This window comes from Rhizobium sp. SJZ105, assembly GCF_007828365.1.
GTDB lineage: Bacteria > Pseudomonadota > Alphaproteobacteria > Rhizobiales > Rhizobiaceae > Agrobacterium > Agrobacterium tumefaciens.
Window position 1 is genome coordinate 1 of sequence record NZ_VIUP01000015.1, and the last position, 24246, is coordinate 24246.

Annotated in this window: 30 protein-coding genes and 1 pseudogene; 23 read left to right on the top strand and 8 right to left on the bottom strand. The window is 56.2% G+C overall.

What is annotated here, in order from left to right:
- Positions 1-276: 276 nt before the first annotated feature.
- Positions 277-507, top strand: coding sequence for a type II toxin-antitoxin system VapB family antitoxin (gene vapB, locus FB593_RS24530; protein WP_003519381.1), 231 nt, complete (start codon positions 277-279; stop codon positions 505-507).
- Positions 507-908, top strand: coding sequence for a type II toxin-antitoxin system tRNA(fMet)-specific endonuclease VapC (gene vapC, locus FB593_RS24535; protein ID WP_145167158.1), 402 nt, complete (start codon positions 507-509; stop codon positions 906-908). Before vapB ends, vapC begins: the two co-directional genes overlap by 1 nt.
- A gap of 67 nt (positions 909-975) precedes the next feature.
- On the opposite strand, the gene FB593_RS24540 is transcribed toward vapC, so the two are convergent.
- A complete protein-coding gene (locus FB593_RS24540; RefSeq protein ID WP_145167159.1) occupies positions 976-2109 on the bottom strand; it encodes a DUF4238 domain-containing protein in 1134 nt (377 codons plus the stop codon).
- Positions 2106-3014 (bottom strand): nucleotidyltransferase and HEPN domain-containing protein, encoded by a 909-nt coding sequence (locus FB593_RS24545; protein WP_003519386.1) that lies wholly within the window; start codon positions 3012-3014, stop codon positions 2106-2108. The genes FB593_RS24540 and FB593_RS24545 overlap by 4 nt, the downstream gene beginning before the upstream one ends.
- A gap of 235 nt (positions 3015-3249) precedes the next feature.
- On the opposite strand from FB593_RS24545, the gene FB593_RS24550 reads away from it, so the two are divergent.
- The gene (locus FB593_RS24550) at positions 3250-4251 is read left to right on the top strand and encodes an alpha/beta hydrolase (protein WP_244420546.1); all 1002 of its coding nucleotides are present in this window, start codon (positions 3250-3252) and stop codon (positions 4249-4251) included.
- Between the two features lie 45 nt (positions 4252-4296).
- Here FB593_RS24550 and FB593_RS24555 read toward each other — a convergent pair whose 3' ends face one another.
- Positions 4297-5106 (bottom strand): SDR family NAD(P)-dependent oxidoreductase, encoded by an 810-nt coding sequence (locus FB593_RS24555; RefSeq protein WP_111802017.1) that lies wholly within the window; start codon positions 5104-5106, stop codon positions 4297-4299.
- A gap of 46 nt (positions 5107-5152) precedes the next feature.
- On the opposite strand from FB593_RS24555, the gene FB593_RS24560 reads away from it, so the two are divergent.
- The 5 genes from FB593_RS24560 (at position 5153) to FB593_RS24580 (ending at position 9527) form a co-directional block, all read left to right on the top strand.
- Positions 5153-5533 (top strand): winged helix-turn-helix transcriptional regulator, encoded by a 381-nt coding sequence (locus FB593_RS24560; RefSeq protein ID WP_145167160.1) that lies wholly within the window; start codon positions 5153-5155, stop codon positions 5531-5533.
- 159 nt (positions 5534-5692) lie between these two features.
- Positions 5693-6226: a TetR/AcrR family transcriptional regulator gene (locus FB593_RS24565; protein ID WP_111802018.1), complete on the top strand. Its 534-nt coding sequence runs from the start codon at positions 5693-5695 to the stop codon at positions 6224-6226.
- Positions 6227-6306: 80 nt separating this feature from the next.
- Positions 6307-7725 carry an MFS transporter gene (locus FB593_RS24570; protein WP_112154508.1) on the top strand — a complete coding sequence of 473 codons (1419 nt, stop codon included), beginning with the start codon at positions 6307-6309 and terminating at the stop codon, positions 7723-7725.
- An 88-nt stretch (positions 7726-7813) separates the two neighbouring features.
- Positions 7814-8569, top strand: coding sequence for an SDR family oxidoreductase (locus FB593_RS24575; RefSeq protein WP_111791020.1), 756 nt, complete (start codon positions 7814-7816; stop codon positions 8567-8569).
- A gap of 268 nt (positions 8570-8837) precedes the next feature.
- Complete coding sequence (locus FB593_RS24580; protein WP_111802020.1) at positions 8838-9527, top strand: aspartate/glutamate racemase family protein; 690 nt, start codon at positions 8838-8840, stop codon at positions 9525-9527.
- 51 nt (positions 9528-9578) lie between these two features.
- Here FB593_RS24580 and FB593_RS24585 read toward each other — a convergent pair whose 3' ends face one another.
- A complete protein-coding gene (locus FB593_RS24585) occupies positions 9579-10490 on the bottom strand; it encodes an AraC family transcriptional regulator (RefSeq protein ID WP_111795965.1) in 912 nt (303 codons plus the stop codon).
- A 93-nt stretch (positions 10491-10583) separates the two neighbouring features.
- Between FB593_RS24585 and FB593_RS24590 the strand changes: the two genes are divergently transcribed.
- The 8 genes from FB593_RS24590 (at position 10584) to FB593_RS24625 (ending at position 15825) form a co-directional block, all read left to right on the top strand.
- The gene (locus tag FB593_RS24590; RefSeq protein ID WP_111802412.1) at positions 10584-11411 is read left to right on the top strand and encodes an oxidoreductase; all 828 of its coding nucleotides are present in this window, start codon (positions 10584-10586) and stop codon (positions 11409-11411) included.
- A gap of 55 nt (positions 11412-11466) precedes the next feature.
- A complete protein-coding gene (locus FB593_RS24595) occupies positions 11467-12057 on the top strand; it encodes a TetR/AcrR family transcriptional regulator (RefSeq protein ID WP_145167161.1) in 591 nt (196 codons plus the stop codon).
- 67 nt (positions 12058-12124) lie between these two features.
- Positions 12125-12751, top strand: coding sequence for a hypothetical protein (locus tag FB593_RS24600; RefSeq protein ID WP_145167162.1), 627 nt, complete (start codon positions 12125-12127; stop codon positions 12749-12751).
- A 108-nt stretch (positions 12752-12859) separates the two neighbouring features.
- The gene (locus tag FB593_RS24605; protein WP_145167163.1) at positions 12860-13714 is read left to right on the top strand and encodes a cytochrome b/b6 domain-containing protein; all 855 of its coding nucleotides are present in this window, start codon (positions 12860-12862) and stop codon (positions 13712-13714) included.
- Positions 13711-14487: a molybdopterin-binding protein gene (locus FB593_RS24610; RefSeq protein ID WP_111802416.1), complete on the top strand. Its 777-nt coding sequence runs from the start codon at positions 13711-13713 to the stop codon at positions 14485-14487. Before FB593_RS24605 ends, FB593_RS24610 begins: the two co-directional genes overlap by 4 nt.
- A gap of 34 nt (positions 14488-14521) precedes the next feature.
- On the top strand, positions 14522-14851 hold the full coding sequence (locus tag FB593_RS24615) for a hypothetical protein (RefSeq protein ID WP_145167164.1): 330 nt from the start codon (positions 14522-14524) through the stop codon (positions 14849-14851).
- 51 nt (positions 14852-14902) lie between these two features.
- Complete coding sequence (locus FB593_RS24620; protein WP_145167165.1) at positions 14903-15487, top strand: DUF308 domain-containing protein; 585 nt, start codon at positions 14903-14905, stop codon at positions 15485-15487.
- A gap of 41 nt (positions 15488-15528) precedes the next feature.
- Positions 15529-15825 carry a chorismate mutase gene (locus FB593_RS24625; RefSeq protein ID WP_111791012.1) on the top strand — a complete coding sequence of 99 codons (297 nt, stop codon included), beginning with the start codon at positions 15529-15531 and terminating at the stop codon, positions 15823-15825.
- A 67-nt stretch (positions 15826-15892) separates the two neighbouring features.
- On the opposite strand, the gene FB593_RS24630 is transcribed toward FB593_RS24625, so the two are convergent.
- On the bottom strand, positions 15893-16756 hold the full coding sequence (locus FB593_RS24630; RefSeq protein WP_145167166.1) for a LysR family transcriptional regulator: 864 nt from the start codon (positions 16754-16756) through the stop codon (positions 15893-15895).
- A 108-nt stretch (positions 16757-16864) separates the two neighbouring features.
- Between FB593_RS24630 and FB593_RS24635 the strand changes: the two genes are divergently transcribed.
- The 7 genes from FB593_RS24635 (at position 16865) to FB593_RS24665 (ending at position 22325) form a co-directional block, all read left to right on the top strand.
- Entirely contained in the window at positions 16865-17689 is an 825-nt protein-coding gene (locus FB593_RS24635; RefSeq protein ID WP_145167167.1) for an oxidoreductase, read from the top strand.
- A gap of 46 nt (positions 17690-17735) precedes the next feature.
- Positions 17736-18584: an alpha/beta fold hydrolase gene (locus tag FB593_RS24640; RefSeq protein ID WP_145167168.1), complete on the top strand. Its 849-nt coding sequence runs from the start codon at positions 17736-17738 to the stop codon at positions 18582-18584.
- Positions 18585-18649: 65 nt separating this feature from the next.
- On the top strand, positions 18650-19180 hold the full coding sequence (locus tag FB593_RS24645; RefSeq protein ID WP_003519145.1) for a VOC family protein: 531 nt from the start codon (positions 18650-18652) through the stop codon (positions 19178-19180).
- Positions 19177-19911, top strand: coding sequence for a L,D-transpeptidase (locus tag FB593_RS24650; protein WP_414896267.1), 735 nt, complete (start codon positions 19177-19179; stop codon positions 19909-19911). The genes FB593_RS24645 and FB593_RS24650 overlap by 4 nt, the downstream gene beginning before the upstream one ends.
- 107 nt (positions 19912-20018) lie before the next feature.
- A complete protein-coding gene (locus FB593_RS24655; protein ID WP_145167169.1) occupies positions 20019-20777 on the top strand; it encodes an alpha/beta fold hydrolase in 759 nt (252 codons plus the stop codon).
- 386 nt (positions 20778-21163) lie between these two features.
- Positions 21164-21811 carry a LysE family translocator gene (locus FB593_RS24660; protein ID WP_145167170.1) on the top strand — a complete coding sequence of 216 codons (648 nt, stop codon included), beginning with the start codon at positions 21164-21166 and terminating at the stop codon, positions 21809-21811.
- Between the two features lie 85 nt (positions 21812-21896).
- Positions 21897-22325 (top strand): RidA family protein, encoded by a 429-nt coding sequence (locus tag FB593_RS24665; RefSeq protein WP_035253014.1) that lies wholly within the window; start codon positions 21897-21899, stop codon positions 22323-22325.
- Here FB593_RS24665 and FB593_RS24670 read toward each other — a convergent pair.
- From FB593_RS24670 to FB593_RS24680, 3 genes and pseudogenes are all read right to left on the bottom strand, one after another.
- Positions 22312-22563, bottom strand: a pseudogene (locus FB593_RS24670) (sigma factor); the annotation flags it as partial. The gene FB593_RS24665 and the pseudogene FB593_RS24670 sit on opposite strands and share 14 nt — an antisense overlap.
- Before the next feature lie 630 nt (positions 22564-23193).
- Positions 23194-23508: an addiction module antidote protein gene (locus FB593_RS24675; protein ID WP_003519136.1), complete on the bottom strand. Its 315-nt coding sequence runs from the start codon at positions 23506-23508 to the stop codon at positions 23194-23196.
- Between the two features lie 4 nt (positions 23509-23512).
- The gene (locus FB593_RS24680; RefSeq protein WP_003519134.1) at positions 23513-23809 is read right to left on the bottom strand and encodes a type II toxin-antitoxin system RelE/ParE family toxin; all 297 of its coding nucleotides are present in this window, start codon (positions 23807-23809) and stop codon (positions 23513-23515) included.
- Positions 23810-24246: the final 437 nt, after the last annotated feature.

Genomic DNA, 24246 nt, shown 5'->3' on the forward strand with positions numbered 1-24246 from the left:
CATCAAATTATCATTGGGATCACTCAGTCCCATCGAGTATCGCAGAAGTCTTGGCCTTAGCGTCTAAATCAGTCCAAGTTTTTATCCGCATCCCCGCCGGCTCAGTTCCGCATGGAAACCAACACTTACGGTTCGATTCCGTTCAAGGCGAAGACGACTGGTTGCAATGCTGATCGCATGTGCCTAAGCAGGCCCATAATGTATATCCCATTGACATATCCCAAGCAAAGAACTATATAGGCTACGCAGTTATTGATGCAATCCGGAGGGATGTAGATGGAGCAAGGTGCAGTATTCCAGAGCAATCGGAGCCAGGCAATACGTTTGCCAAAGGCGGTCGCATTGCCCGATGACGTAAAGCGTGTCGATATCGTTGCGGTGGGACGCACTCGCATCATCGCACCAGCCGGTGAGATCTGGGACAGTTGGTTTGAAGGGGCGGAGGTGACATCCGACTTTATGATTGAGCGTGACCAGGCAGCTCCGCAGGAGCGCGAGGCATTCTAATGCTAAAGTATATGCTGGATACCAACATCTGTATTTTTACGATCAAGAATCGACATCAGGAAGTGCGCGACGCGTTCAATCGCTCACATGATCAGCTTTGCATCAGCTCGGTCAGCCTAATGGAATTGATTTACGGAGCGGAAAAGTCAGCCAGTCCAGAAAAGAACCTTTCTGTTGTGGAGGGCTTCGCGGCGCGCCTCGAGGTGCTGCCATACGATGAATTAGCAGCAAGCCATACGGGTCAATTGCGGGCCGAACTGGCGCGCAGTGGCACTCCGATCGGTCCATATGATCAGTTGATTGCGGGGCACGCGCGCTCGCGCGGATTGGTTATGGTTACCAATAATCGTCGTGAATTTGATCGCGTACCCGGATTACGAGTGGAAGACTGGACTTCCTAGTTTCAAAAATGGATCACCTGACGGATCCCATAAGCATTCAACTACCGGGTCGTCGCACAATATCCCATTAAAGCGAAGACGCTGGCGAGGGGCAATTTCTACTCTCGAGCCAGTCCTTCATTATGTCGGGCGGATCACAGGGAATCCGTGATAATGAATCGATCTGCGCCTTCGAGCGTCCAGCGATAAGATATGCCTGCTTGGCCATGGCTTCGTTCATGCGCCTAACATCCATGGCCGTTAGGTGGTCTGTGTGCACACCCCGAGTATCGCAGTAGCCGACTGCCACGTCAGGCGCGATTGGCATGAACTGCACCCTACGTGCGCCCGTCATCTCGCCACGTGAACTAATCAATGCATCACCGCTCATATCGTCACCGAGAATGAACGATGTTTTAGGTGGTGCTACGTAGATGACCAATCCCAGGTTTCTGAACTCTTCCATCATTTCGTCAGGCATCGGATCAGCCTGCGCAGCGATGCGGGCGTTGTTCATCTCACGCAGAGTATTCTTTGGGTCAGTTTCCCAGGCTTTGATGTGCTCAAGCCACTGCTGTTCTGAAGCGATCTCTTTTATTACGGCCAGCAAGTCCTCTGGTTTAAGAAAGCGCTTGTGCCAAGCCACGGTGCGTTTCTGAGCATGGTAGACGTAGGTGTGCCATAGGTCCCAGTGGGTCCGATTCATGATCGGCGTCAAGCCATGGCGAACTATGTTTAGGAACTCCTGGATAAAGGGCGCCGCGAGGGTCTCCAGTCGACCGAACCAATGCTCAATTGAATGGTCGCGCGCACCGTTTTTGTCGATAATCGTATATAGGTGATCCTCAACGAAGAGGTTTGATGGCTTTGTGATCCGAACGTAGCCATTGTTCATACCCCGGCGCCAAAAGTACAGGCCTCCACTCTCATTTTTGAAGTTTCGTTGCACCATGCGTGGAACGTAGTGATGACGATGTGGCGCGTTGCCCGACATTTGCGTAAATCTCAAAAAGCTGGCCGCCACGATATTTCTACCCAAGAGAATAATAAAGAGGGGGCGGAATGGTTGCCGCTCACAATCGGTTACCCTCTGCCTTCCAAATGCATGTGGGGTGCGCAAACTGGGGCCCATCAATAACGGGTCGCGGATTATAATCCCATCAAGAGCGAAACAAAACCAGGCGGTTGTGCTACCCGGCACCCGTTGCATCACCGCCGTCATGACTTCGCTACCTGCTGCAGTTTGTTTATGTGCTCGCGGCAGAGCGCCTCGATCAGGGCGTGAAGTTCTGCCGTTCGGTCCTGAAGCCAGGCGAGTGCCTCTTCGGAAATTTCGAAACGCTTCGAATAGCGGGCTTTGACGTAGGCCTCATTGAGAATGTTGTACCATGCGGTAAACCGCTGATGGTCCCTCGGCCATATGTCGACCAAACGGCGGTCGCGATCCTCCGAAAGTCCGCGCAGAAATTTGAGATTGTGCGATGCGGGGGTGTAGTTGGTGAGCGTCAACAGATAACAGGAGTAGGCAGTTTCCACCGCTTGGTGAAGTATGAAAGCTGCGTGATTTGGTTGATCATCCGCTATTGCGTACCGTGCTAACTGAAGGAAGTAGCTCGCACTGCTGAATTGCTTTCCAAAATGCTCCTCCGCCACTCTTAGGGCATCGGCAGGGCTGAGAGGCTTGGGCTCGGCGAGCGGTCGGTCATCGAATTCGTAGAGAACTATGCCTTCCCGGGCGAGATCAACGAAGAAGGCTTGGCCATCATGCAAGAAGTTGCTGATCTCGCGGGCACCATGCATGATAAGACCAACGGGTGTTTCGATCTCCTTGTCCCACATCAGCCGGTCAATGGCTTTGTCCCAGTATTTGGGATCGGCCAGTTCCTTGTTGCTGACGATGACGAGGATGTCGAAATCTGATCGATAGCCTTTAGACGTGTGCGGCTCGTCCACCCAGGTGCCACGGGCATATGAACCGAACAGGATGATTTTATAAATCCGCCCATCTTTCTTGGCTTCGGACTTCGAGCGCTCGACAATGCCGGCGAACTCTTCGTGGATGATCCGGACGACCCTTTCCAGTTCGCGCTGCTTCGTCTGCGGAAGATGTCCGATATCCGTTTTCATAGCCTAACCATCGATTCTTCTGAACGGATATTCTAGCCGTGATCGGGTGGCGATTGCTACTCCACATTGTTGTAGGGGTTGAGGGGCTAGGACGCCATTTTTCGGTTTAGGATCGAGGTCTGTCGGAATAAGAATACATGAACTACCTCCTGGTGGTCCAAGTTTCGTCCGCATCCCACCCCGCCAGAACCGTCAATATTCCATGCCGAAACACAGACATGTCGATATTCGACCAATGACAGAGCAAGAAATGAGCGATTTCAAAGGCAGCGCAGCCATCCCTTCACGGACAATTCACCCCCCACAGTCCATCAGCGTCGAAGCGCAAGCGTCACTGTCGCGTCTGGTCGACAAGGACGGCAGTCCCATCAATGCGCAGTATGAAATGCCCTCTCCGGAGGACTTTTCCGGCTGGATTAATATAAAAGCCGCAGTAGATGCGCATTACGCCGCCGCGGCAAAAGATCTTGCCGGGAGTTTGCAGTCCACAGTCGAGACAATTGTAGTCGAACAAGCAACGATCCATGTCGCGACGCCGCACGGGCAATTTGATGCTCGTAGCGCACTGATCGACCTGCATGGCGGCGCATTGGTGTTCGGAGGCGGTGAGGCCTGCCGCGTCAGTGCGCGTCGCCAGGCGCACCAGCATGTCGTTCGATGCTACGGCGTCGATTACCGGATGCCGCCTGAGCATCCATATCCGGCCGCTCTTGATGACTGCTTGGCGACGTATCGCCATGTCTTGACTGGTCATTCCCCCGACAAGGTGGTCATCTTGGGTCGATCGGCAGGCGGCAATCTGGCGACCGCCATGCTGCTGCGGGCGAGAGATGAAGGCATGCCAATGCCCGGCAGATTAGTCTTGCTCTCGCCACAGGTTGACCTCACCGAATCGGGGGACAGTTTCCAAACAAACCAGATGATTGATCTCGTTCTGCCGCGCCCGCTCAGATCAAACAACCTGCTCTACGCCGGTGGTGCTGATCTTTCCAATCCCTATTTATCGCCGCTCTTCGGCGATTTGGCGGGCCTTCCGCCGACATTTTTGCAGACCGGCACGCGTGACCTGTTCCTATCGAACACGGTGAGGATGCATCGAGCCTTGCGAAAAGCTGGCGTGGAAACAGAATTGCACGTCTTTGAAGCCATGCCCCATGGTGGCTTCATGGGTGGGACACCGGAAGACCAGGAACTCGAAGCGGAGATCCACCGGTTCGTCATGGCAAACTGGAACTGAGGCGGGGAACCCACACAGGTTTGGCGCAGCCCCTCTGTTGTCCTGCTACATCCCTGGCCACATTCCTCCGTCAAGTCGGAGGTTTGCTCCTGTGATATAGCCGGCAAGGGGGCTCGAGAGAAACGCAATCGCATCCGCAATCTCCTCGAGGGTTCCGACCCTTCCAAGGGGCACGTGAGCAAACATTGGCAGGATTTCTCTCTCTATGTCATTCCAGGGGGCGTCAATGGCCATCCCCCTCTCAATGGCTTTCTTACGGAATGCGGTATCCAAACTGATGCTATGCACCGTTCCAGGCGAAACGGTGTTTGCGGTGATGCCGTGTGCAGCAACGTCTTTTGCGAGCGACGCCGTCATCGCGATCATGGCTGCTTTGGCGGCAGAGTAGTCCGGTCGACTTGCAGGCGGCATCAGGGCCGTCAGGCTTGAGATGTTTATGATCCGACCCCACCGCGACGCTTTCATTGCGGGCAGAACGAGCGAGATGATCCTCACAGATGCGAGCACGTTCCTGTCATAGACAGCGGCCCACGTTTCAGAGCTTGTCGAGGTCCAATCCTCCGCCGGGGCAGATCCGCCGGCATTGTTGACCAGGATGTCGATCGAGCCTGCTGCAGCCTTTGAATCACGAACCAGACGATCGACCTGATCCGGCACTGTCAGATCGCCGAATACCGCGAAAGCATGACCTCCAGAGGATATGATATCATGCGCGACCTCCTCTGTTTTCATTCTGTCGCGACCGTGGACAAGGATCGTTGCCCCTTCCTTTGCAAGGCCTCTGGCCACGCCCTCGCCAATCCCCTTACTACTTCCCGTGACCAGTGCAACCTTGTTTTGGAGTTGTAAGTCCATGATATTTCATCCGTGTTATCGTCTCCTGCAGATATGAGGTTCGTTGATGAAACAGGCAATTACGCACTTTAAAGTGCCTGTCGAGGACAGGGCGACATGCCTCGGAGCCGACGGATCTGTCTCTCATGTCAGTAGGGTGCTTCGGATGATCACAGGACGTTGGAAACTGCCGATCCTTTTCCGATTGTTCGCCGAACCATCATTGCGGGCATCGCAGTTCATGAGAGACATACCTGGGATATCCCAGAAGATGCTAACGCAACATCTCAGGGAACTGGAAAATGACTGCCTCATAAGCCGACACGACTTTCAAGAGCAGCCTCCTCGAGTCGAATACTCGCTGAGTTCAGCAGGCCACGGGCTTATGCCGATTTTGATGGCGGTCAGGGAATTCTCTCGGGATTATCCCGTCGATCGGCGTCTATAACTAACTTGGGTGCCGAACGCTTGGCGCAACATTCCGAAAATATCGCTTGTATTATGGACTGAATGGTTCCATATTGACTCCATGGTCAAGCGCACTCAAATATCCGCGTCCGTTGGTCGCCCTCGAGAATTTGAACTCGATGAAGCAGTTCGAAAAGCAATGCAGGTATTTTGGGATCGTGGATATCACGATGCATCACTTCCCGACCTGCTTGAGGGCATGGAGCTTTCCAGGGGCAGCTTTTATAAGGCTTTTGTCGACAAGCGAGGCGTCTATCTGCGTGCCCTCGACGCTTACATCGAGGACGCCGTTCGCTCGGTCGGTGAAACGCTGCATTCCAATCCGTCGCCCAAAGCCGCAATTCGAGACGCTTTTTCTCAACAAGTGGATCAAGCATCGGGAACGGAAGGTCTGCGTGGATGCTTTGTCGTCTTTGCAGCTGTTGAAATGCTGCCAGAGGATAAAGAGGTCGCACCACGTATTTCCCGGCTGTTCAGACGGTTGCAAGATCTTTATGCGGCGGCGATCATAAGGGCCCAGGCCTTGGGCGAAATCGATCCAGGGCTGGATGAACGAACGCTCGCCAGGTTCCTCGTGTGTCAGATTCAGGGCATGCGGGTCCTGGCCAAGGCAGGAGCGGATCGCGCTGAGACGAGGGCCATGGTCGCACTGGCACTGAAGGCACTTGGCTGAACCAAATTTGGAACCAAATAGTTCCAAATGCTTAACATTGCAAACCGTCGATCGATTTTTTGGTCGATGTGGAGACACTTATGAGAGACACCAGCAATCCCGATGACAAACTCGATCCACGTCGATGGATGGCACTGGTCATCCTTTTGACCGGCGCCTTTTTGCCACCGCTCGACTTCTTCATCGTCAATGTGGCGCTGCCCTCGATCCGGGAGGATTTCAGGGCCTCTGCGTCAACGATGCAGCTGATTATCTCCGGTTACGCCACCACCTATGCTGTGATGCTGATCACTGGGGGCAGGCTTGGAGATCTCTATGGTCGACGAAATGTCTTTCTGGCTGGAATGGTCGGGTTTGCAGCCGCATCTGCCTTATGCGGGTTTGCCTGGTCTCCAGCCGCGTTGGTCGCCGGCCGTATCCTTCAGGGGTTTGCAGCGGCAATTATGGCACCGCAAGCCTTGGCTTCCATCAATGCGATTTTCCCAGACCACGAAAAATCAAAAGCCCTCAGCTTTTATGCCCTGACATTCGGGGTGGCGTCGATGGTTGGTCTGTTTCTCGGTGGTGCGTTGATTGCGCTTGATATCCTTGGTCTTGGATGGAGAGCCATCTTCCTCATCAACCTGCCGGTTATCGCGGTCGCTGCGCCGTCCGCCTTCATCATGTTGCGGGAAACCCGATCTGAGCGCCCAAGCAAACTGGATCTTGGCGGAGCATTGTTGATCGCGATTGCGCTATCTGCGCTGATTGCGCCGCTGATCGAGGGGCGGGAGCAGGGGTGGCCGATCTGGCTAATCCTGATGCTTGCCACGTCCCTCCCGTTTTTCCTCCTGTTCTGGCGACATGAGAAACACCTGGAGTCGACGGGGAAAGATCCGATTCTTGCACCTAGCCTGCTGCAAAACCGTGGACTACTGCGCGGGCTGCTGGCTGCCTTGTTCTTCTACGCCCTTGCGGCCTTCTGGCTGATATTCTCGGTCTATCAGCAGGGTGGCCTTGGTCTGACGCCTTTCGAGGCCGGGCTGGCGATCCTTCCTGCGGCCGTCGGTTTCGTCCTTGGTCCTTTTGCAAGTGAGCGCATCCTCCGCGTCTTCGGAAGATTTTCCGCCGGCGCCGGCATGGTGCTGCAAGCTGCAGGGTTGTTTGGAACGGCGGCCTTGATTTCGAATGGCCTTCCGCAATTCCTCTTTGCTGCGCTTTTTCTTATCGGAGCGGGGCAGGGGATCGCCCTTCCAAACCTGGTGAAGAGCATCGTGCAAAGGGTGGACCGAACGCAGTCAGGATTGGCCTCTGGTCTGGTCAATTCGATGTTTCAGATTGGCGGTGCGTTGGCAGCCGCAATCGTTGGCGGATTGTTCTTCTCGATCTTGGGGTCGGCCACAGACGTTCAATCCATTGGCCGAGCATACAGCGTTGCAGCGGTTGCAATTGCCATTTGTCTTCTCATCGCGGGATGGCTTTCCGTCAGCCTGACATCGCCCCAACCGTTGCGTCGATGAGCGGCCCCATAGCAGCGCATTACCAGCCGATCGCGCTGAAACGGCGTGAAACTCCCGAGCAAAACAGAGACATTCAGAGGTACTCTCCATGAACAACATCTCCACACTACCTCTTTCCGGCAAGCGCGCGCTGGTCACCGGTGCGGCACGCGGTATCGGTGCGGCAATTGCGCTAAAACTGGCCGAGGATGGTGCCGACGTTGCGATCACCTATGAGAAGTCGGTCGAGAAAGCGGAAGCTCTCGTTGCCAAGATCCGCGCCATGGGTCGAAATGCGATCGCCATCCATGCCGATGCCGCGAGCATAGCAGCCGCGATGGCTACCGTCGAACAAACTGTCGCTGAGCTCGGCGGCCTTGATATTCTGGTCAATAATGCCGGTGTCCTTTTCGCAAGTGATTTCTCCACGCAGCCACTTGAGGAGATTGATCTTCAGCTGAACGTCAATGTTCGCGGCGTCTTTCTGATCACCCAGGCAGCGCTGAAATACATCCCCAACGGAGGTCGCATCATCAGTACCGGCAGCAATGCGGGTCTGGCTGTGCCGTTCGCGGGGATCGCGGTCTATGCCGCGACCAAGTCTGCGCTGGAAAGCTTCACGCGCGGTCTCGCACGTGAGCTGGGCTCTCGGGAAATTACCGTCAATCTGGTTCGACCAGGTCCGATTGATACTGACATGAACCCTGCCGATGGCGCGCTTGCAGCCGCTATTCTGCCAAACCTGTCGATTGCTCGATATGGTAAAACCAGAGAAGTCGCTGAGGCGGTCGCCTTTCTTGCGGGGCCCGGTGCAGCCTACATCACCGGCTCAGGCATTCTCGTCGATGGCGGCATCAGTGCCTGAGCATTGATACGAGGCGGTGCCTCGCCGCTCTGTCCTGTAGGTGTAACGCGGAATTTCGGCGCGCATGGACTGCGGAGTTCCCTCCGCTGCACTGTGCGCGTAAATTTGGCGAAGCGGGCGGCGGCCATCATCCAGGAATTTCTCCACTCCGTTGGTGGTGGTTTTCCTGAGTTGCAATCGTACCAAGGTAGCAAATATGGGTGGCCTGGTTTCTGCGCAAGCGCCCGTTGAGCGGTAACAGACCTAACGTATGAACATGGAGAAACATTTGAAGACCATCGGCATACTTGGCGGAATGTCCGCGACGTCAACCCAGATTTATTACCGAGAACTCTGCAGGCTTACCCGCGAGAGCCTGGGAGGACTTCATTCTCCCGAGCTTCTCATACGGTCTGTCGACTTCGACGAAATCGAAAAGTTGCAGGCCTCCTCCGATTGGGAAGCGGCGGGCCGAATCCTCAATGAACATGCTATCGCGCTGGAGCGCGGCGGCGCCGACCTCCTCATCCTTGCGACAAACACCATGCACAAGGTGGCGGACAAGATCGTGGGCGGGGTGTCGATCCCGTTTGTGCACATCGCGGACGCAACTGCAACCGCTATCCTCGACCGCGGTTTCCGGAGGCCGGGTTTGATGGCAACCGCCTTCACCATGGAGCAGACCTTCTACACCGACCGTCTCATCGCTCAGGGGCTGTCGCCAACGATCCCTGAAGCTGATGATCGAACAGAAACCCATCGTATTATCTATGAAGAGCTGTGCCGCGACATCGTTCGCGAGGAGAGCCGCTTGACCTATGAACGGATTGCACAGCGTCTGGTCGACAAAGGCTGCGACTGTCTTATCCTCGGCTGTACCGAGGTGGGTATGCTGTTAAACCAGGATAACGTAGGCGTTCCCGTCTTCGACACGACCCTCATTCATTGCAAAGCCGCCCTTCAAGCTGCTTTACAATGACATGTTGTGTTCTGACGGTCGATCGATCGTGAGAACGGTGAGGGGCAATGGTCAAACCTGTTCGCCCAGGTGATGCCGGACCCACTTCGCTTCTTCCGATGCGGTACGCCCGAAATGCCGTCTGAAGTCGCGGCTGAATTGCGCCGGGCTGACATAGCCCACTGACGCCGCCACCTCTGCAATTGTTCCAGTCTGGCGGGCGATCATCAGTCTCGCTTCATGGAGCCGCATCGCCTTCACGTATTGCATCGGACTTGAGCCTGTCAGCTCCTTGAAATGGACATGGTAGGAAGGAACGCTCATGCCCACCGCTCTGGCGAGGTCCGCGACGGTGATTTCAGCGCCGTAGTTTTTGCGCAGCCATGCCAGGCTCCCGACCAGTTTTCCCGACGTCCCTTTCCGCTGCAGGGCGGCGATCACTGCGCCGCCTTGCGGCCCTGACATGACCCGGTAATGCAACTCACGCAGGATGGAGCCGCCAAGGACGGCGACCTCAACCGGACTGCCGAGCACCGTCAGCAAGCGCAGCAGAACGTCTTCGATACTGCTATCCATCCTGCTCGAGAAGAGCCCTTTTGGCTTGACGCTTGCAGGACCGGCGAGTTTTTCGAGCTGCGTGGCGATCTCGGCCGCCATCTGCATATCGAACTCTAAATAGACCGCGAGCAGTGGCCGCCGTGCACTGGCTGTAGATGTCATCCTAAAGGGAACGGGCACCGAAATGGCAAGATAGTGGTGCTCGTCGTAGAGGTAGATTTCCCCGTCCAGAATGCCGTGTTTGCTCCCCTGCAATACGAACACGGCGCCCGGCTTATAAAGAACCGGAATGTCATTCAGCACTGCTTCCGTGCGTAGGACACGGATGCAACCGAGCCTGGTCTGGTTGTAGCCAAGACGAGGAGCGAGTTGTCCGGCCAAGGCGGCAGACTGGTCATGTGTAGAGGGCGGCATTTTACCGTTCATAGGAATTGGCAAAAATCTAAGAGGATTTGCAATCGAACCCGCGTTGTCTCCAGATTATCTGTCACATCAACGGGTAATCAAGGAGTTTCAGAAATGTCGAGCAAAACGTTTTTCATAACAGGGGCGAACTCGGGTTTTGGGCTGGCGATAGCCACTGCTGCAATCGAAGCCGGTCATACCGTCATCGGGACCGTCCGCTCCGAATCCTCGCGCGAAGCGCTGGCAAAGACCCTCCCGGAACTGCGCCCGGTCCTCTGCGACGTCACCGATTTTGATCGTATTCCGGTCGCGGTGCAGCAAGCGGAGGAAGAGCATGGCCCGGTCGATGTGCTGATCAACAATGCCGGATATGGGCACGAGGGTGTGCTTGAGGAATCGCCGATCGAGGAGATGCGCCGCCAGTTCGACGTGAACGTGTTTGGCGCCGTTGCAGTCGCCAAGGCGTTTCTCCCAAGGTTCCGTGAGCGCCGAAGCGGCTTTATCGTCAACGTCACGTCGATGGGCGGCATGATCACCATGCCCGGCATCGCCTATTACTGCGGCAGCAAGTTCGCGTTGCAGGGTATTTCAGAGGTCATGCGTTTGGAAATGGCGCCGTTCGGTGTGCACGTAACAACCCTTTGCCCCGGCTCGTTTCGGACGGACTGGGCAGGCCGTTCCATGGTCCGCACAGAGCGTTCCATTGCTGACTATGATACCCTGTTTGATCCGATCCGCGAGGCGCGTCAGGCAGTGAGCGGCAAGCAGCTTGGAAATCCGCAAAAGCTCGCCGACGCGGTGCTGGCCCTCATCGAATCTGACAATCCCCCGCCGCAACTTCTCCTTGGCAGCGATGCGCTTAAACATGTAACGGCGCGGATCGAACGCCTGACCCAGGAAATCGAAGCTTGGAAGGGCGTGACTGTCTCCACGGACGGCTGACGCAAACCCAAAATTTGTTGTTGACGATCTGCCTACTAGAAGGTAGACAGGCTGCATGAGCAATCTTTCGACCACTTCGGACCACATTCTGGCGTCCACCCGAAACCTTCTGATAAGCGGCGGCTACAATGGCTTCAGCTACGCCGATATCTCGGAGATTGTCGGTATCCGCAAAGCAAGCATTCATCATCATTTTCCCAGCAAGGTCGATCTGGTGCGTGAGCTGGTCAAGCGTTATCGGGAGGATGGCCAGACGAGCGTGGCAGTCCTTGAGCAGAAGGTTCCGAATGCTCTGGACATCCTCAAGGCTTATGCAAACCACTGGGCTGCATGCATTGAGGATGCCAGCAGACCCTACTGTGTCTGTGCTATGCTTGCCAGTGAACTGCCATCCCTCCCCACGGAAGTCGCAACCGAGGTGACGAACTTTTTTCGCTTCATCTCCTCGTGGCTGGCTTCGGTCATGGAGCGCGGTTCCAAGCAGGGCGAACTGACCCTTACCAGTGCGCCGCATGTTGAAGCCGAAACATTTCTGGCAACCGTCTACGGGGCAATGCTTTCGGCGAGAGCCAATGGGAAGCCGGAAGTGTTCTCAATGATACTCGAACCTGCCCTCAATCGTCTCACGCCGACGGTGTCTCACTAATCCTGCGTGGCAACGCTACTCGGGTCAATCGCGTCCATCGAAACTACCAACTAGTAGGAAGATAAAAATGAGAAATACTTTCCCAGCCTTGGCCCTCGGGCTGACCAGCATCCTTTCTGTAACTGTCCTTTCAGCACCCGCATCTGCCGAAGATAAGAAAGCCGCGCCGATCCATGTCCGCGGCAGCATCGTCGACTACCAGGCGTCAACGCTCAAAGTGAAGACCCGCGAAGGTGAGATCGTCGACGTCGCCCTTGCCAACGACTGGAAAGTCGCCAGCGTTGCCAACGCAAAGGTCACCGACATCAAGCCGGGCGATTTTGTGGGTATCGCATCATTGCCAAAGGCCGACGGCGGTGATGGTGCGCTTGAGGTCCTCATTTTCCCGCCGGCAATGAAAGGCACAGGCGAGGGGAGCTACGGTTGGGATCTGAAGCCCGACAGCAGCATGACCAATGCGACGGTCGCGGATGCCGTTAAAGGTGTCGATGGCCGCACTGTCACCGTGACCTGTCATGGCAAGGAAAAAAAGATCGCCATTCCGGATGGGACACCGGTCGTGACCATCGCCGCGGCCACCAAGGATGATCTCGTTCCTGGCGCCGTTGTGTTCATCACCGCCGAAAACACTGCAACAGGCCCTATCGCCCATCAGGTGGTCGTCGGCAAGAATGGCGTGGTTTCACCCATGTGAAGACCACGCCGTCACTGGCCGGAGCAGCCGCCTTACTGCTTCGGCCAGTGACTACAGATCGACGCTGCTTGGTGTGCAGCCGCTAATGCACAGATGAAAGACGCTGAGATGAGCGCAGACGCTTCCAATGACAATGTTCAATACCCTCGGACGATCTTTATCCGCCGCCACTCCGTTGTGACTCGGCTTACGCACTGGCTGAACGTGCTTTGCCTGGGCTTCCTTCTTTTGAGCGGGCTTCAGATCTTCAATGCCCACCCGGAGCTTTATTGGGGTCATTATGGCGCGAACGGCGACCCCGCCATCCTGACAATCGGCTCAGATGATGGCGGTGGTCAGCCGCGCGGTTTCGTTCGTATTGCCGGACTGGAGATCCCCACGACGGGCGTGCTTGGCGTTTCTCAGGCTGACGGCGAACAAGTCTCACGCGCTTTTCCCTCCTGGGCAACCATCCCTTCATTCCAGGATCTTGCGGCCGGACGTCGCTGGCATTTCTTCTTCGCCTGGCTGTTTGTGATCAACGGCATTGTCTATCTCGGCTTCAGCGTGCTGAGCGGACATTTCCGCAAAGACCTCGCGCCAAAGCCCCATGAGATCTCGCCGCGCCACCTCGGCCGCGAAATCCTCGACCACGCTCGGCTCCGCTTTCCGGAAGGGGAGGAGGCCAAACACTACAATGCGCTTCAAAAGCTCACCTATCTGGCGGTCATTGTCGTTCTGCTGCCGCTGATGGTGCTGACAGGTTTGACAATGTCGCCGGGCGTCGATGCCGCTCTGCCGTCCCTTGTCGATATTTTCGGCGGACGCCAGTCCGCGCGCACGATCCATTTCATCACAGCGTCGGCGCTTGTCATCTTCGTCATCGTGCACGTGGCAATGGTGCTCCCGTCCGGGACCTGGAACAACATCCGCTCGATGATCACCGGACGCTATGCGATCCAGGAGAAAGGCCCGAAATCATGAGCAAGCTTTTCACCCGACGCCGCTTTCTCATCGGCGGCACGCTCGGGGCCAGCGCCCTTACTCTCTCGGGTTGCGACCTCTTGGACCAGAACGCAGACGTCGCAAAAGTCCTTCGCTCAGCTGAGCATCTGACCATGAAAGCCCAGAGACTGCTTCAGGGGCGCGATTCACTGGCGCGCGAGTTTGACGAAAAGGACATTTCCCCCTCCTTCCGTGTCAATGGAACGAGTGCTCCCGACAGCGATGAATATGCGGAACTGTTGGAAGGTCACTTCACGAACTGGCGACTGAAGATCGACGGTCTTGTTGATCGGCCTCGAGAGATTTCGCTCATAGATCTGAAGGCGCTTCCTTCCCGCACCCAGATCACCCGCCATGACTGCGTCGAAGGCTGGAGCGCCATCGCCAAGTGGAGAGGCGTTCCGCTCGCCCATCTGTTGCGCCTTACCGGCGTCAAGACGACGGCGCGATATGTCGTCCTGCATTGTGCCGACGAACTCGAAAAGACGCTCGACGGAAGCGGCCGCTATTACGAGAGCATCGATCTCATCGACGCGGTTCATCCGCAAACCATCCTCGCCTACGAGATGAACGGCGAGGACCTTAGCGTCGGTCACGGCGCGCCCTTGCGTCTCAGGGTCGAGCGGCAACTGGGGTACAAACAGGCCAAGTACATCATGCGCATCGAACTGGTCGACAGCTTCGCCGGCCTGTGGGGCGGGAACGGCGGCTATTGGGAAGATCGCGGCTACGAATGGTACGCCGGCATCTAAGGCCAACAAATGGCGAACCACAGGAAAACAATCCATGAGCCGACGCAAAGTCCAGAAAGTGATGCCGATTTCATCAATTGCACCTTCACGACAGGTCGAAATCAACCAAACCAGTTCGATCCTCTCGGATCCTGACGGCCGATGGGCGGCGAGGCGCCGAGAGGCGATCAGCGATGCCTTCGAGAAAAGCATGCGCATCAAGGGTTCCCACGGCGGCGGGGTAAAGGTTTCCTCTCAAGGCGGCTCGCATGACCTCGATAGTTCCGAGAGGTCAGCCGGGAAACTCTCCGGCGAAAGCGATCGGATCGGCCGTACTGAATGGGACGAGAACACCCTCTTCGGCAAGCATGTCGTCTTCATCTGACGACGCTGGCGCGAACCATCAATCAACCAGTTCAGAAAGTGGAAGAAAACAATGTCGAACAACCAGACCTCCCGTGCCCCGCGCGGCAACGACCAGTGGCTCAAGCAGTATTACTTTACCAGAGCGGCCTTCTCAGTGCTGTGGGTTGCGGCTGCGTTGACTGCCGGACAGCATTCCTTTGCGGTGGCTGCCGCACTGCTGATCATCTATCCCGCTTGGGATGCAATCGCGAACGTTATCGACGCCGCAAGGAGCGGTGGTCTTGCCGCCAACCGGAGTCAAGCGATCAACGTCGCAGCGAGCTCGGTTATGACGATAGCCGTGATCCTGGCGTTGACAATGAACATGAACTGGGTTCTCGGCGCTTTCGGTCTATGGGCGATTTTTTCGGGGCTGTTGCAGCTTGGAACTGCCGTGCGGCGTTGGAGAACGAGTGGAGGTCAGTGGGCGATGATTTTGAGCGGTGGCCAATCCTCTTTGGTCGGCGCACTCTTCATCTTTCAAGCGCAAATGCCGCAGGAACCTTCTATCTCAACGGTTGCGGGCTACGCTGGCGTCGGGGCATTCTACTTTCTGGTTTCGGCAATTTGGCTGTCGATCGCCCTGTCGCGTCGCAGTACGCAACCCATCTCGTAAGCGCTACCTCGCGCCAATGAAACCGCTTGGAAGATATTCAAATGATGACAGATGATGCGGCAGGGCAACTTGCTTCCTATCGCAGGACCATCGACAACCTGGATTCAGCTCTCCTCTATATCCTGGCCGAACGCTTTCGCTGTACCGAGCAAGTCGGCCACTTGAAAGCTAAGCAGGCGTTGCCGGCAATCGATAATGAGCGAGAGCGACGCCAATTGGATCGACTGATGAGCATCGCTAGTGATGTTGGCCTCAGTGGGCACTTTGTCGAAGGGCTGATGACAATGATCGTGGGTGCTGTGGTGGAGCGGCATAGGGAGATTGCGGCCAAGAAGTAAGTTGTCTGTCGCGCCTGTGCTACCGCAGCCGTGGATCGGCGGGGAAAATTGATCTTCTTCGGGCGGCTTACCATGCAGCGGTATTTGTGAGGTGGTCCGAGACGGTCGCGATAAACGCCCGAAGACGCTGAAGACGTCGCAGGTCCCGGTGATATCCCATCCAGATGTCTCGCGCCGGCGGCGGCTTAGGTAGTTCCAGTCTGCGGATACCCGGGATCTGATTGCCCACGACGCGGGGCAGGACGGCGATCCCAACGCCCTGCTTGCACATTCGTGCCTGGACGTTTCGGTTGTTTGATCGCAGCACGGGTCTCGCGTTCGGGAAACTCTCGGTGAGCCAGGCTATGTCGGGGAATTGCCCTGTCGAAGTATCGTGGGTGATCAGCCGGAAACCTGTCCCGTCGCCATATTTAGGGTCAGGCGACTCCTCGGCGATGTAGACGTCGTATTCGAGCCTGAAGAGCCGCCGTTGAATGACATCTGCAGTGCCGAACGGAACGATGCGAAAGGCGACGTCGGCCTCCCTTTGGGCGAGGTTGAACAGGCGAGTGCCGGTCAGGATTTCGACGTCTACATTGGGGTAGGCATTCGAGAAATCTGCCAAAATGGGAGGCAGGACATAAGCCCCGAACCAGTCTGCTGATGAGATGCGCAGATTGCCTTTGAGATTTTGCTCCTGCCCGGCGAGCCGGCGCTCCATGGCAAGCGCGCCTTCTTCCATCTGCTCGGCCAGGGCGATGATCCCATGGCCCTCCTCGGTCAGCACGAGACCGTCCGCGGTCCGCTGGAAGAGCGTGTGGCCGATCGCCTCCTCAAGGGCACGCAGCCGTCTGCCGACGGTGGGATGGCTTGTATGAAGAGCACGTGCAGCGCCGCCGAGCGTTCCGGATCGCGCAATCGCAAGGAAGATCTTTACGTCGCTCCATTCCACGGCCAAGCCCTTACAAAAATGAACATTGAAGATACAAAACTGTCACTTCAAGTACAAATCTAAACATATAGATTCAAGTCAAATTTCGAAAACAAGCGGAGAAACGTCATGAGAGCTTGGTTCATCACAGGCTGCTCGAGCGGCTTTGGACAACGGCTCGCGATCGCTGCAGCACAGCGGGGCGATCAGGTTGTCGCTACTGCCCGAAACGTCAACTCGATCGAAGAAATGGCTCGGCCATTCGACGGCCGTATGATCACCTTGCCGCTCGACGTGACAGATGCGGCGGAGGCCAATACCGCGGTCGCAAAGGCCGTCGAGACATTTGGGGGTTTTGACGTGCTGGTGAACAATGCCGGCTACGGACTGTTTGGGGCGCTCGAGGAGGGCACGCCCGAAGAATATCGACCGATGTTCGAGGTGAACGTTTTCGGTCTTATCGAAACCACCAGGGCAGCCTTGCCTGCACTGCGACGTTCGGGCGGAGTGATCGTCAACATGTCTTCTGGCGCAGGGATCGCGGGCAGTGGCGGCGCAGCATATTACAATGCAGCCAAGTTTGCGGTTGAAGGGGTTTCCGAAGCACTCTCCGGCGAGCTGAAGCCGTTCGGCATCCGAGTGCTGATCGTCGAGCCTGGGCCATTTCGGACCGACTTCCTTGGACGTTCGATCACGATGGCGGCCAAGGAGATGCCGGAATATGCCGCAAGTTCGCGCAGGCATTATCGCGAAACCAATAACGGCAAGCAGGCAGGCGATCCCGACAAGGCGGTTGCAGCGATCCTGAAGGCGGTCGATGCGGATGACGCTCCGCTTCATCTGCCGCTCGGCCCGGTCGCGCATTCGATCGCTGAGCGGAAGTTGGTTTCGTTTCGCCGTGATATCGACACCTGGCGCGACATCTCGATCGCGACCGATTTCGATCAGCCCTGAGCTGATCGTTAGCTCTCTTTAACATCAACATCGACGGGAAAGAGTTATGATCCCAACATTGGAAGGGTTTGCCCAGCAGCTGGTGCCGGTCAATGGCATCAAGATCAATGCCGTCACGGGGGGCTCCGGCCCGCCGATCCTTCTGCTTCACGGTTGGCCGGAAACCTGGTGGGAATGGCACCACGTCATGCCGCTGCTGGTCGAACATTTTAGCGTGGTGGCGATTGATCTGCGCGGTGCGGGTTTTTCTGACTGCCCGCTTGACGGCTATGACAAGGCGACGATGGCGCGCGATGCGCACGAAGTAATGCTCGCCCTTGGACATAATCGCTATGCCGTGTGTGGCCATGACATTGGCGGAATGGTCGCATTGCCGCAGGCCGCAATCTATCGAGATTCGGTTACTCACCTTGCTGTCCTCGATGTTCCGCTTCCTGGCTGGAGCCAGTGGGAGGCGACGACGGCAAAGATCTGGCACTTCGCGTTCCATGCTAATCGGGATCTGCCGGAACGCCTGATTTATGGCCGCGAATATGACTATGTTTCGGCCTTCATGGCGGAGCGGTTTTACGATCACAGCACCTTTAATCCTGAAGACATCGACATCTATGCGAAAGGCATGGCCCTCCCTGGTCGCACGCGCGGTGGATTGGAATGGTATCGCACACTGACCGCCGACCATGCGGCCGCGCTGGAATACAAGAAGCGACCGCTCCGGATTCCGGTTTTAGGTCTCGGCGGGGAGCAGCGTTTCGGTGCTCATATGGTCCCGATGCTCAGTGAGTTCGCCACAGATGTTACGGGCGGCTCGATTGCCCGCTGTAGTCACTATGTGGCGGACGAGCGCCCGGGTGAAGTGGCCGCTGCTCTCATCGATTTCCTCAAGGCCAAGTGAACTCTGCGATCCGGGCACATTGAGCCCGATCGCGTTCATCGATTCAACGAGAAAGGAAAACTGTCATGACTGCACCTCAAATTCGCGGCGTCAATCACATCGGCATCACAGTGCCCGATATCGAGGCAGCAAAATCGTTCCTGGTGGGAGCTTTTGGCGGCCAGGTGATCTACCAATCGTTCGGGCCGCAGGATCCGGCCAGGCAGGGACCCGAGTTCGAGCGGGCCACTGGTGCTTACCCCGGAACGGTCGTGCGCGCGCAGGCGATGGTCAAGATCGGTACCGGGCCAGATATTGAGCTCTTCGAAATGTACGGCCCCAAACAAGCGCAGGCGGTTACACCGAGCGACTTCGGCATTACGCATTTTGGTGTCTATACCCACGACATCGACGCATCGGTTGAGCGCTTTGAGAAAGCCGGCGGAACAGCCCTTACGGCGCCACGCGCTATTCCCTACGCAACCGAACAAGGTCCTGGAAACAAGGTCTGCTATTGCCGCACGCCGTGGGGAACGATGATTGAGTTTATCACTACGCCTGATCGCATGGCCTATCATGACCAGACGGATCTGCGCAGGTGGCAGGACGAGGATTGAGCGTGAGCTTTGATACCTCGTTATCCCGCCGCAGCCTCCTGTCGCTTTCGGCGATCGCTGCGGGCTCGGCCCTGGCAGGGTGCGCCTCCACCGCTGGCACGGGCCGGATGGTGGGGCGACAGTCGACGCCTCTCAAGGATCCGATCGGCCCTGTCCACATCGCACCTGCACCGACAGATTCCGAATTGGCCGTCATGTACGGTCCTACCGAGGATGGCGGCTTTCTGATCCCGGCGGTTCCCTACAAGCAGATCGATCCGCGCTACTATCGTCAGCAGGTCCTCGACCCGACTGGCGAAGCGCCCGGAACGATCGTTGTCGATACCCCCTCGCGCTTCCTCTATCTGATTCAGCCGGGAGGAACCGCAATGCGCTATGGGGTCGGCATTGGGCGCGACGGCTTTGCCTGGCAGGGCAACGGCGTCATTCAGTGGCGTCAGAAATGGCCGCGTTGGAAACCGCCGAACGAAATGGTCGCGCGTCAGCCGGAGCTCGCCAAATACTCGATCGAGAACGGCGGCATGGAGCAGGGCCTGAAAAATCCGCTCGGTGCGCGAGCGCTCTACATCTTCGCCGGCGGCCGGGACACGCTCTATCGTCTGCACGGCAATCCGCAATGGCGTTCGATTGGCAAGGCCGTTTCGTCCGGCTGTGTGCGCCTGCTCAACCAGGACATTATCGACCTCTATGAACGGGTGCCGATCAAGGCGCCAATTGTCGTCAAGCAGTAAGCGCAAGCGATCACGACCGTCTCTCCTTGGATAGAGGAGAGACATGTCCTTCAGGCGATTTCAAAGCCTCAGTTAATCCAAGCACAAAACTCAAGGAACTACCGACCATGTCGAACTTCAGTAAAGTGGCCGTTGGCCTCATTGCCGCGCTTTTGTCTTCCGTTGCCGTAACACCCCCAGCCTTAGCGGATGCGCGCAACATCGTGCTTGTTCATGGCGCGCTCGTGGATGGTTCGGGCTGGCGCAGCGTCTATGACATCCTGGCCCGCGACGGCTACAATGTCAGCATTGTCCAGCAGCCACTGACAAGCCTGGATGAGGACGTTGCAGCCACGAAGAGCGTGATTGATCAGCAGGACGGGGACGTCGTTCTCGTCGGCCACAGCTATGGGGGCACGATCATCACGGCGGCAGGTGATGATGCCAAGGTCAAGGCACTTGTCTATGTTGCGGCACTGCAGCCAGAAAAGGGCGAAAGCACCGCAGAACTGCTCCAATCGATGCCGTCACCCACCAACGATATCAAGCCGACAAAGGACGGCTTCCTGCTCATCGACCCGGCAAAGTTCGCTGCGGATTTCGGGGCGGATCTGCCCAAGGATCTGGGTGAGTTCATGGCCCGGTCTCAGATGCCTGTTGCCGTTGCTGCCACTGGTGCGCTGGTGCCTGTTGCCGCCTGGCACGACAAGCCCAGCTACGGGATTGTTGCGAAAGACGACATGACGATCAATCCGGACCTTGAGCGCTGGATGTACAAGCGTGCCGGTTCAACGGTGACGGAGATCGACGGTAGTCACGCTATTTATATCTCGCAGGCGGCTGCAGTTGCGAAGGTGATCGAGGAGGCCGCGGAAGCTGTCGACTGACAGAAAAGGACCGCGGTAACTCTGCAAATTCACTAGCTGCAGCGTTTGCGAGTTTGAACTCGTGCCTTGGCAGTGACGTGATCGCTGCACCAAGGACAAACGTTGTCATCAGAGGGGTTCCCGCGATCCAACATCGCGCTTTAAAGCCTGATGTCGTCGCGGGCCTTCAATGCAGATCGCCATGGAAGGTACAGCAGGAGCGCACTCCGATGATTGTAGAATGTCTCAACTTTTCAGCCTCGTTGAAACGGTGGTCTGCATATCTGTTGCCCGGGAGCACCGTGCCCGATAACTTTGTCTCGACCCGAATTCCTTCGTATGATCAAGGCCGGAAAACGGCCGGATTCAGTACGCTCTAATTGTGCCCAAACCGCAAGGTCGTTGCCATGTCCATCCCTCTGCATCAGTACTTCATATTCATCTCTATCGTTACCATGATCGTGGTGACACCGGGACCCAACCTTGCTTTGCTCCTAGCCAATTCGCCGAGTAACACGAAGCTGACCGGCTTCGGGATGGTATTCGGGTTCGCCGCAGCCATCGTTTCTCATGCCACGTTGGCACTTGTTGGAGTGGGGGCGGTGATCGCAGCTTCGGCAATCTTGTTCACAGTGATGAAACTGTTGGGCGCAGCCTATCTCATCTGGCTGGGGATTAAATCTCTCTTGTCGCTGCGCGGTCTGGATGCATCTGTCATAATTCCAAGCCGGGTTCCAACGAGCCTGACAGCTCCGAAAGCCTTCGTTCGCGGATATCTCAGCAACTTCCTCAATCCGAAACCGGCGATCTTTTACGTTGCGGTCTTCCCCCAATTCTTGGAGGGCCACCAACAGGACGTGCTTGTAAATGGCGCCGCGCTTGCACTCACACATGCCTTGATCGCTCTAGGTTTCTACGGCGTAGTTGTCCTCCTTATCGGCAGCGTCACCGGTTTTCTCAATCGCCCGCACATCGCCAAAAGGATCAAAACCATCTCCGGAACGGCTTTGATTTTGCTAGGCGGTCGCTTGTTATTGGCAAAGAGCCCTGCCTGATCGTCTCAATCTAATTCCGGGTAAGGCGGTCAACACAATGACCGCCCCGCATCAGTGCGCTCACTTCGCTAATTTGGTTTAGCCTATGCAGACGAAGAAAGGATCATTAGTGAATCGCGAAATTATCGTGCCGCTGGCAATGAAGGCCATTGTGGAGCGGGCAGGCTATGTCCCTGCAGTACGCGTCGAAAACCTCCTTTTCTGCGCGGGCCAGGTTGGACGCGATGCCAACATGAATGTCATCAACGACCCAGAGAAGCAATTCGAAGCGTGTTGGGAAAACTTAGCTACCGTTTTGTCGGCGGCAGGTGGCAGTTTCGAAGATGTTGTCGAATTGACTACATACCATGTCGGGTTACAGCAGCACATGCATACGTTTCGCAAGGTAAAGGACCGGATTTTCCCCCGCGGAACATGCGCTTGGACTTGCATCGGCGTCTCTGAACTTGCCCATCCCGGTCTTCTTGTGGAAATCAAGGGCGTGGCAGCTATACCTTCGCACCCGTTGGAATAGAGCGCTGTCGTGCCAAGGCTGATCGGTAGCGGTCGACATGCGTGTTGTGCAGGATGGACAGGAGCCAGTGACGCAGGTTTCCATCGCTTTTGAAAGAGCGTTGCCGTTCGTATGCTTTGACAAGCGCGTCCTGTACGAGGTCGTCTGCATCGTTGGAGTTCCGCACGAGTGAACGAGCAAAACGCTGCAAGCTCGATCGCTGTCCAATAACGTCAAACGGTCGGTTCTTCGGGTCCATGATTTAGTATACGGAACTCAAGGCGCTTTTATTCCAAAAGCACTGAAGAAAATTGGATGGCCCTGTTTCGATGATGTCTGCTGAGGGAGGATACTGTTGAGAAACTCCCCTGAGCATCGGAAAGGGCGCGCCTTGCCCGGATCGTCAGGTATAGTTTTCTGACGGTGCGGGAGAGGTGAAACCACTTTGCGTTTGACGTGTTGGCGGAGCTCGATATGCGCAATATTGTTTCAGTGAGCCCGAACGAAATGCTGCCTGCTGGAGTTTTTAACAGTATCGGAGCAAAGCAGACTGCCCTGCCGTGAATCGAGGAAGTTAAAGCCAAAGGGGCAAATGACCCGCCGCCCCTTCCTACCCTCACAATTCGGCCCAGCCGCTCCAGCCGGGGGCTAAATTGCTGGAGCAAGGGTCGCGTGTTGAAGAGGCAAGTAGAAGAGGTTGGTCATTTTGACTTTGCAAAATCCCGACATTTCAGTGTTGCGGCGCCACTGACGTATTTTCATACAATTAAGCCGTATGACCAACCCAGTCGCCGGTTCGGTTCTTTTCAAGAGCTTAAACCATGAGAAATCGGCTACCTCGGTCTGTCTCGAGCCCAAAAAGCGTTTAGAAAACGTTCGAATGTGCCGTTCACTTCGCCGCGGCGTTCGAACCGCTGCTGGATTTCAAAACAAGATTTAGCCTGTAACCAAGGGCGTCAGCTACCTTCGCAATCGTCCCAAACTCTGGGTTGCCATCGCCACTTAATGCTCGGTAGAGAGCAGGTCGTGTAAGTCCGGTATTCCGAGAGAGATCCGACATGCCGCGCGCGCGCGCGACAACACCAAGAGCGCGAGCGATATGGTTTGCGTCTCCATCTTCGCTAGCAGCTAAAAGATATTCAGCGATCGCTTCCTCACTCTCAAGGAATTCGGCGGAGTCGTACTCAAATGTCTCAAGTGGCATGCGATTACTCCTTTAATTGCTGTGCTAGTTTTTTAGCTAATCGAATGTCTTTGTCCTGGGTACCCTTGTCGCCACCGCAAAGAAGAACATAAACGACCGACCCGTCCCGGACAAAATAGACACGATAACCAGGCCCATAATTAATGCGGAGTTCGCTCACGCCTTCGCCGACTGGCTTTACATCCCCAGGATTTCCCGCAGCGAGACGGTCAATGCGGTCGGCAATTCGAGCTTGAGCACGAAAGTCTTTTAGCGTTTTGATCCAGTCCGCATAATCACGGGTGCGCCTAATCGTGAACATGAGTTTATGTAACCCATAGGGGACATAAACTCAAGGCGGTGGCGCTCTGGGGGGCTGGATGTTTTGATCTTTTTATCACAAATGTCAGCCATATGATTGCCGCGGGTCCAATCTTCATCAAATCCGAATGGCCTGTTTTTCCTGTTGCGGCTGTCCATAGCGTTTTGCCCGCTTTGCGTGGCCTAAGACCGAGCACTCCGAGCGCAAATTGATGCAAATACAAGTGACCCAAGCGACGGGGTCGCCGGTATCTCATCAAGGCGTTCGGAACTGGAAATGGCCACTACGCGGAAATAATTTCCGTTTCCGGCGGGTGCACGGGTTCACATCCTGTCGCACGACAGTTTACCGGACGACCATCATTATTACTCAACAGCGAAGTCGGTCGACACCGAGACGGTGCGCTATTCGGAGAGAATGGCAGGGCTTCTGTCGGT

Coding starts and splice junctions, on each gene's coding strand:
- vapB (WP_003519381.1), top strand. CDS start 277: ATGGAGCAAGGTGCAGTATTCCAGAGCAATCGGAGCCAGGCAATACGT.
- vapC (WP_145167158.1), top strand. CDS start 507: ATGCTAAAGTATATGCTGGATACCAACATCTGTATTTTTACGATCAAG.
- FB593_RS24540 (WP_145167159.1), bottom strand. CDS start 2,109: ATGACGGCGGTGATGCAACGGGTGCCGGGTAGCACAACCGCCTGGTTT.
- FB593_RS24545 (WP_003519386.1), bottom strand. CDS start 3,014: ATGAAAACGGATATCGGACATCTTCCGCAGACGAAGCAGCGCGAACTG.
- FB593_RS24550 (WP_244420546.1), top strand. CDS start 3,250: ATGACAGAGCAAGAAATGAGCGATTTCAAAGGCAGCGCAGCCATCCCT.
- FB593_RS24555 (WP_111802017.1), bottom strand. CDS start 5,106: ATGGACTTACAACTCCAAAACAAGGTTGCACTGGTCACGGGAAGTAGT.
- FB593_RS24560 (WP_145167160.1), top strand. CDS start 5,153: ATGAAACAGGCAATTACGCACTTTAAAGTGCCTGTCGAGGACAGGGCG.
- FB593_RS24565 (WP_111802018.1), top strand. CDS start 5,693: ATGCAGGTATTTTGGGATCGTGGATATCACGATGCATCACTTCCCGAC.
- FB593_RS24570 (WP_112154508.1), top strand. CDS start 6,307: ATGAGAGACACCAGCAATCCCGATGACAAACTCGATCCACGTCGATGG.
- FB593_RS24575 (WP_111791020.1), top strand. CDS start 7,814: ATGAACAACATCTCCACACTACCTCTTTCCGGCAAGCGCGCGCTGGTC.
- FB593_RS24585 (WP_111795965.1), bottom strand. CDS start 10,490: ATGAACGGTAAAATGCCGCCCTCTACACATGACCAGTCTGCCGCCTTG.
- FB593_RS24590 (WP_111802412.1), top strand. CDS start 10,584: ATGTCGAGCAAAACGTTTTTCATAACAGGGGCGAACTCGGGTTTTGGG.
- FB593_RS24595 (WP_145167161.1), top strand. CDS start 11,467: ATGAGCAATCTTTCGACCACTTCGGACCACATTCTGGCGTCCACCCGA.
- FB593_RS24600 (WP_145167162.1), top strand. CDS start 12,125: ATGAGAAATACTTTCCCAGCCTTGGCCCTCGGGCTGACCAGCATCCTT.
- FB593_RS24605 (WP_145167163.1), top strand. CDS start 12,860: ATGAGCGCAGACGCTTCCAATGACAATGTTCAATACCCTCGGACGATC.
- FB593_RS24610 (WP_111802416.1), top strand. CDS start 13,711: ATGAGCAAGCTTTTCACCCGACGCCGCTTTCTCATCGGCGGCACGCTC.
- FB593_RS24615 (WP_145167164.1), top strand. CDS start 14,522: ATGAGCCGACGCAAAGTCCAGAAAGTGATGCCGATTTCATCAATTGCA.
- FB593_RS24620 (WP_145167165.1), top strand. CDS start 14,903: ATGTCGAACAACCAGACCTCCCGTGCCCCGCGCGGCAACGACCAGTGG.
- FB593_RS24625 (WP_111791012.1), top strand. CDS start 15,529: ATGATGACAGATGATGCGGCAGGGCAACTTGCTTCCTATCGCAGGACC.
- FB593_RS24635 (WP_145167167.1), top strand. CDS start 16,865: ATGAGAGCTTGGTTCATCACAGGCTGCTCGAGCGGCTTTGGACAACGG.
- FB593_RS24640 (WP_145167168.1), top strand. CDS start 17,736: ATGATCCCAACATTGGAAGGGTTTGCCCAGCAGCTGGTGCCGGTCAAT.
- FB593_RS24645 (WP_003519145.1), top strand. CDS start 18,650: ATGACTGCACCTCAAATTCGCGGCGTCAATCACATCGGCATCACAGTG.
- FB593_RS24655 (WP_145167169.1), top strand. CDS start 20,019: ATGTCGAACTTCAGTAAAGTGGCCGTTGGCCTCATTGCCGCGCTTTTG.
- FB593_RS24660 (WP_145167170.1), top strand. CDS start 21,164: ATGTCCATCCCTCTGCATCAGTACTTCATATTCATCTCTATCGTTACC.
- FB593_RS24665 (WP_035253014.1), top strand. CDS start 21,897: ATGCAGACGAAGAAAGGATCATTAGTGAATCGCGAAATTATCGTGCCG.
- FB593_RS24675 (WP_003519136.1), bottom strand. CDS start 23,508: ATGCCACTTGAGACATTTGAGTACGACTCCGCCGAATTCCTTGAGAGT.
- FB593_RS24680 (WP_003519134.1), bottom strand. CDS start 23,809: ATGTTCACGATTAGGCGCACCCGTGATTATGCGGACTGGATCAAAACG.